Origin of the sequence: Stenotrophomonas maltophilia, from assembly GCF_003970865.1 — a bacterium.
GTDB classification, from domain to species: Bacteria; Pseudomonadota; Gammaproteobacteria; order Xanthomonadales; family Xanthomonadaceae; genus Stenotrophomonas; species Stenotrophomonas maltophilia_AR.
In genome coordinates this window covers 1-5,927 of the sequence record NZ_RXLZ01000113.1, presented here as the reverse complement: position 1 = coordinate 5,927, position 5,927 = coordinate 1, and the positions used below count along the sequence as shown (strand labels likewise).

Genomic DNA, 5,927 nt, shown 5'->3' with positions numbered 1-5,927 from the left:
TTTTTTTTATTAACACTTAAACAGCATATAATGAGCTCGCTGTTTCATGCTATTGATAAATGTTATATTTTTTGTTTTTTCAAGCAAAAAGCCGCATACGGAATAGGGATCCGTCTCGGGGCCTCGGAAATGTGAATAAGAGACAGGAAGTCACCGCCCGTCCCGGCCAGCCGCTGGGCATGGCGCCGGCCACCTTCCTGCGCGACTTCTGGCAGAAGCGCCCGCTGCTGATCCGCAACGCCTTCCCCGACTTCCAGACCCCGGTGCAGCCGGAAGACCTGGCCGGGCTGGCCTGCGAAGAAGGCGTGCTGGCGCGCCTGATCGAGCACGACAAGCATCAGGATGGCTGGCGCGTGCGCACCGGCCCGTTCCAGGAAGACGTGTTCCCCGCCCTGCCCGACCACGACTGGACCCTGCTGGTGCAGGACGTGGACAAGTGGGACCCGGACGTGCGCGCCCTGATCGAGCACTTCAGCTTCCTGCCGCGCTGGCGCATGGATGACGTGATGATCAGCTTCGCCGCCACCGGTGGCTCGGTCGGCGCCCACGTCGACCAATACGACGTGTTCCTGCTGCAGGCCCACGGCCACCGCCGCTGGCAGATCGATGCAAGCGAATCGATCAAGGGCAAGCAGCCGCCGCTGGGCTTCCGCCCGGACGTGGAACTGAAGCTGCTGAAGGTGTTCAAGCCGACCCACGACTGGGTGCTGGCGCCGGGCGACATGCTGTACCTGCCGCCGAACGTGCCGCACCACGGCGTGGCCGAAGATCCGTGCCTGACCTTCTCGTTCGGCATGCGCGCGCCGTCCTCGGCCGAGTTGATCAGCGATTACCTGGACACTCTGATTGCCGATGCCGACGAGAACATCCGCTACCAGGATGCCGACCTGAAGGTACCGGCCGATCCGAACGAGATCGACACGGTGGCGATGGCGCGGGTGATCACCGCGCTCAACGCCATCCGCATGAACGACCCGGACAAGCTGGGTGACTGGTTCGGCCGCTTCATCACCACCTACCGTGCAGCGGGCGAAGTGATGGCCCATCAGGCCGCGCCGGCACCGGAGGAAGTGGTCCAGGCCCTGGCCTCGGGCCTGCTGCTGCAGCGCCACCCGTGGGCACGCCTGGCCTGGCGCCGGGCCAAGCGCGGCGCCAGCCTGTATGTCAGCGGCCAGGACTTCGCGTTGCCGGTGAAGGACGCGCAGCGCCTGGCCGGCGCCGAACAGCTCGATGCCGCCGCCTATCGTGGCCTGTCCGACAAGGGCCGTGCCGTGCTCCAGCAGCTGCTGGTCGGCGGCGTGTTCCAGCTGATCGATCCCAGCGAAATGTATGACGCCGAAGACGAGGACGAGGACGAGGACGACGGCGAAGATGCCATGGTGCTCGGCGAGGTCGTCGAAGGCCGTGACCGTGTGGATGCGATCGACGCCGACGCGGTGTCCGACGATGTCCACTCCGTGACCGTGCACGACGACGGTATCGAGGTCATCGTCAACTTCGAGGACGACGAAGAAGACGACAGCACCGGCCGGGCCTGAGCCCTCGCCATGATCCGGGTCCAGCAGGTCAGCCACGCCGAAGCCCACGTTGCCATCCACGAGGTACGCCAGCGCGTGTTCGTGCAGGAACAGGGCATCGCTGCGGAGCTGGAGCGCGATGCGCTGGACCCGGTCAGTGCCCACGTGCTGGCGCTGGACAGTGACGGCCAGCCGGTCGGCACCGGCCGGCTGACCCCGGATGGCCGCATCGGCCGCATGGCCGTGCTGGCCAGCCGTCGCAGCCAAGGGGTTGGCGAGGCCCTGCTGGAGGCTCTGGTCGAGGCCGGGCGCCACCTCGGCCTGGCCGAACTGCACCTGCACGCCCAGCTGCCGGCCCGCGATTTCTATGCCCGCCAGGGCTTCCTGCCGGAAGGCGAGGTGTTCGAGGAGGCCGGCATCGGCCACCAGCAGATGCGCCGCCGGCTGGGCGCGGCCAGCGCCATCGACAGCCGCGCCGAAGCGGTGGCCATCACCACGGCCATCCTCCACCGCGCCCGTCGCCAGCTGTGGCTGCACAGCCGCCAGCTGGACCCCGGGCTGCTTGACGCCTCCCCGGTGCAGGCCGCCCTGCGCCGCTTCGTCACCGCCCGTCATGACAAGCAGCTGCGGGTGATCGTGCACGACGCCGCCGCGATCGCCTCTGCAGGCGCGCCGCTGCTGGCGTTGGCCCAGCGCCTGCCAAGCGTGATCCAGTTCCGCGAGGTCGCCGACCCGGTCGACCGTGCGCTGGCCTCGGCCTGCCTGCTCAACGATGCGGGCGACTTCTACTTTCGTCTGATCGGCCATCGCATCGACGGCGAAGCTGGCATCGCGCTACCAGCACGTTCGCAGCCGTTCGAGCAGCAATTGCAGCGCGTCTGGGACCGTTCGCGCGATTGCAGCGAACTGCGCGCGCTCGGCATCTGAGCGCGCGCCACCGCGCCAACCTGTCTGGAAGCGGCACCGGGGGACGCGCGATGCCTCTGGTGGTGCCCCTTCGTGTCCGGTTGGGGGTACAATTTGGCTGTTTGAACGCGCCCGTGCATGGCTATTCATCTTCGTGCCGGGTCCTTCTGAAGCCATACCCCACAAAGCGAATCAGCACCCTCCATCGTGGACAATCAACTGAAGCAGTTTGCGCAATCTTCGCAACTCGCCGGCGGCAACGCCTCCTATGTCGAGGACCTGTACGAGCAGTACCTGGTCTCCCCGGATAGTGTCGATCCCAAATGGAAAACCTACTTCGACGGCTTCAAGGGCCGCGAAGCAGGTGACATCCCGCACTCGGCTGTCATCTCCCACATCGCGGACGCGGCCAAGGATGCGCTGAAAGCCGGCACCGGTGGCGGTGCGGGCGACGAGCGTGAGCGCAATGTCGGTCGCCTGATCACCGCCTACCGCTCGCGTGGTCACCTGGACGCCCGCCTCGATCCGCTGGGCCTGGCCGCACCGGTCAACACCCCGGACCTGGGCCTGCCGTTCCACAGCCTGTCCGATGGTGACCTCAACAGCGAGTTCAGCACCGGCGGCGTCGGTGGCCAGCCGCGCATGAAGCTGCGCGACCTGCTGGCGCGCCTGAAGGCGACCTACACCGGTTCGATCGGTGCGGAATTCATGCACATCTCCGAGGTCGAGCAGCGCCAGTGGATCTACAAGAAGCTGGAACTGGCCGGTGGCAACTACCAGCTGGACGCTGACACCCAGCGCCGCACCCTGGAGCGCCTGACCGCCGCCGAAGGCCTGGAACGCTACCTGCACACCAAGTACGTCGGCCAGAAGCGCTTCTCGCTGGAAGGCGGCGACTCGCTGATCCCGATGATGGACACCATCATCCGCAGCGCCGGCAAGGATGGCGTCAAGGACGTGGTGATCGGCATGGCCCACCGCGGCCGCCTGAACGTGCTGGTCAACACCCTGGGCAAGAACCCGCGCAAGCTGTTCGACGAGTTCGAAGGCAAGTTCGAGCACGACGAGCACGCCTCGGCCGGTGACGTGAAGTACCACATGGGCTTCTCCGCCGACGTGGCGACCGACGGCGGCCCGGTGCACCTGGCGCTGGCGTTCAACCCGTCGCACCTGGAAATCGCCGACCCGGTCGTGGCCGGTTCCGTGCGTTCGCGCCAGGAGCGCCGCAAGGACACCGCGCGCAAGCAGGTCATGCCCATCCTGATCCACGGCGACGCGGCCTTCTCCGGCCAGGGCGTGGTCATGGAACTGTTCCAGATGTCGCAGGCCCGCGGCTTCGCCGTCGGCGGCACCGTGCACATCGTGGTCAACAACCAGGTCGGCTTCACCACCTCCAACCCGCTGGATACGCGCTCCACGCGCTATGCCACCGACGTGGCGAAGATGATCGCCGCCCCGGTGCTGCACGTGAACGGCGATGATCCGGAAGCCGTGGTGTTCGCCGCGCAGCTGGCCTTCGAGTTCCGCCAGAAGTTCGCCAAGGACGTGGTCATCGACCTGATGTGCTACCGCCGTTGGGGCCACAACGAGGCCGACGAGCCGGCGATCACCCAGCCGCTGATGTACCAGGTGATCCGCAAGCACGCCACCACCCGCGAGATGTACGCCGAGCAGCTGGAAAAGGCGGGCGTGATCGCCGCCGGTGCCGGCAAGGCGATGGTCGATGCGTACCGCGAGAAGCTGGATGCCGGTGAAGTCACCACCGAGCTGGCCAAGGTCGAGAAGACCCCGCCGACCAGCCCGCTGTTCGTCGATTGGCCGAAGCTGCTGGAAGGCAAGCTGTCCGACCCGATCTCGACCAAGGTCGAGAAGAACAAGCTGGTCGAGCTGGCCAAGCTGATCAACACCATCCCGGACGAAGTGCAGCTGCACTCGCGCGTGGCCAAGGTCTACGACGACCGCCGCAAGATGGCCGCCGGTGAGATCCCGGGCGACTGGGGCTTTGCCGAGAACCTGGCCTACGCCACCCTGCTCGACGAAGGCAGTGCCCTGCGCCTGGTCGGCCAGGACGTGGGCCGCGGTACGTTCACGCACCGCCACGCGATCCTGCACGACCAGAAGACCGACAACTACTACATGCCGCTGCGGCAGCTGGTGGATTCGCCGGAGAAGGCCACCGTCATCGATTCGCTGCTGAGCGAAGAAGCGGTGATGGCCTATGAGTACGGCTTCTCCACCACCGATCCGAACACGCTGTGCATCTGGGAAGGCCAGTTCGGCGACTTCGCCAACGGTGCCCAGGTCGTCATCGATCAGTTCATCGCCGCCGGTGAAGCCAAGTGGGGCCGCATTTCCGGCCTGACCCTGCTGCTGCCGCATGGCTATGAAGGGCAAGGCCCGGAACACAGCTCGGCGCGCCTGGAGCGCTTCCTGCAGCTGTGCGCACTGGAGAACATGCTGGTGGTGGTGCCGTCGACCCCGGCGCAGGCCTTCCACATGCTGCGTCGCCAGCAGCACCTGACCACCCGCAAGCCGCTGGTGGTGATGTCGCCGAAGTCGCTGCTGCGCCACAAGCTGGCCGTGTCGACCCTGGACGAGCTGGCCAACGGCGAGTTCCAGCACCTGATCGGCGACGCCAATGCGGACGCCAAGAAGGTCAAGCGCGTGGTGCTGTGCTCGGGCAAGGTCTACTACGACCTGCTGGAAGACCAGACCAAGCGTGGCCAGGACGACGTGGCGATCATCCGCGTGGAGCAGCTGTATCCGTTCCCGCGTGCGCTGCTGGCTGCCGAACTGAAGAAGTACGGCAAGGCCACCGACGTGGTGTGGACGCAGGAAGAACCGCAGAACCAGGGTGCGTGGTACCAGATCCGCCACCACCTGCAGTTCTGCCTGGCCGATGGCCAGAACCTGCACTACGCCGGTCGCGCACGTTCGGCTTCGCCGGCTGCCGGTCACATGGCTGACCACGTCCGCGAACAGCAGCAGCTGGTCGCCGACGCACTGGTCAACCCGTTCAACGACACGTTCGCTGAATAATCCTCCCCCTATTTAGAAGACAAACCAGGAAGCTCCCGCAATGGCCACCGAAGTCAAAGCCCCGGTACTGCCCGAATCCGTCGCCGACGGCACCATCGCCACCTGGCACAAGAAGGTGGGCGACGCCGTCAAGCGCGACGAAAACCTGCTTGACCTGGAAACCGACAAGGTCGTCCTGGAAGTGCCGTCGCCGGTCGACGGCGTGCTCAAGGAAATCAAGTTCGCCGAAGGCTCGACCGTGACCTCCAGCCAGGTCGTGGCGATCATCGAAGAAGGCGCCGTGGCTGCTGCCCCGGCCCCGGCCGCTGAAGCCGCTCCGGCTGCTGCCGCTGCCCCGGCCCCATCTTGACAACCGGGCGCCCCCTGCCGAGGAAGCGGGATCAACCACACCCCGCCTGTTGCCCGCCCCGTCATTCTACACAAATGACCCTGACCACCGACGCCCCCGCGTACATCTCTACGCGG

Annotated in this window: 3 protein-coding genes and 1 pseudogene; all 4 read left to right on the top strand. The window is 66.1% G+C overall.

Translation table 11 applies throughout. The features are described 5' to 3' along the window. Positions 1-131 precede the first annotated feature (131 nt). Positions 132-1,538 (top strand): ribosomal protein uL16 3-hydroxylase, encoded by a 1,407-nt coding sequence (locus tag EKL94_RS21690; protein ID WP_126930600.1) that lies wholly within the window; start codon positions 132-134, stop codon positions 1,536-1,538. A gap of 9 nt (positions 1,539-1,547) precedes the next feature. Continuing rightward, positions 1,548-2,444 carry a GNAT family N-acetyltransferase gene (locus tag EKL94_RS21685; protein WP_126930599.1) on the top strand — a complete coding sequence of 299 codons (897 nt, stop codon included), beginning with the start codon at positions 1,548-1,550 and terminating at the stop codon, positions 2,442-2,444. Between the two features lie 186 nt (positions 2,445-2,630). After that, on the top strand, positions 2,631-5,462 hold the full coding sequence (locus EKL94_RS21680; RefSeq protein WP_126930598.1) for a 2-oxoglutarate dehydrogenase E1 component: 2,832 nt from the start codon (positions 2,631-2,633) through the stop codon (positions 5,460-5,462). 40 nt (positions 5,463-5,502) lie between these two features. Next, positions 5,503-5,802: pseudogene (locus EKL94_RS21675) on the top strand (biotin/lipoyl-containing protein); the annotation flags it as partial. Between the last annotated feature and the right edge of the window lie 125 nt (positions 5,803-5,927).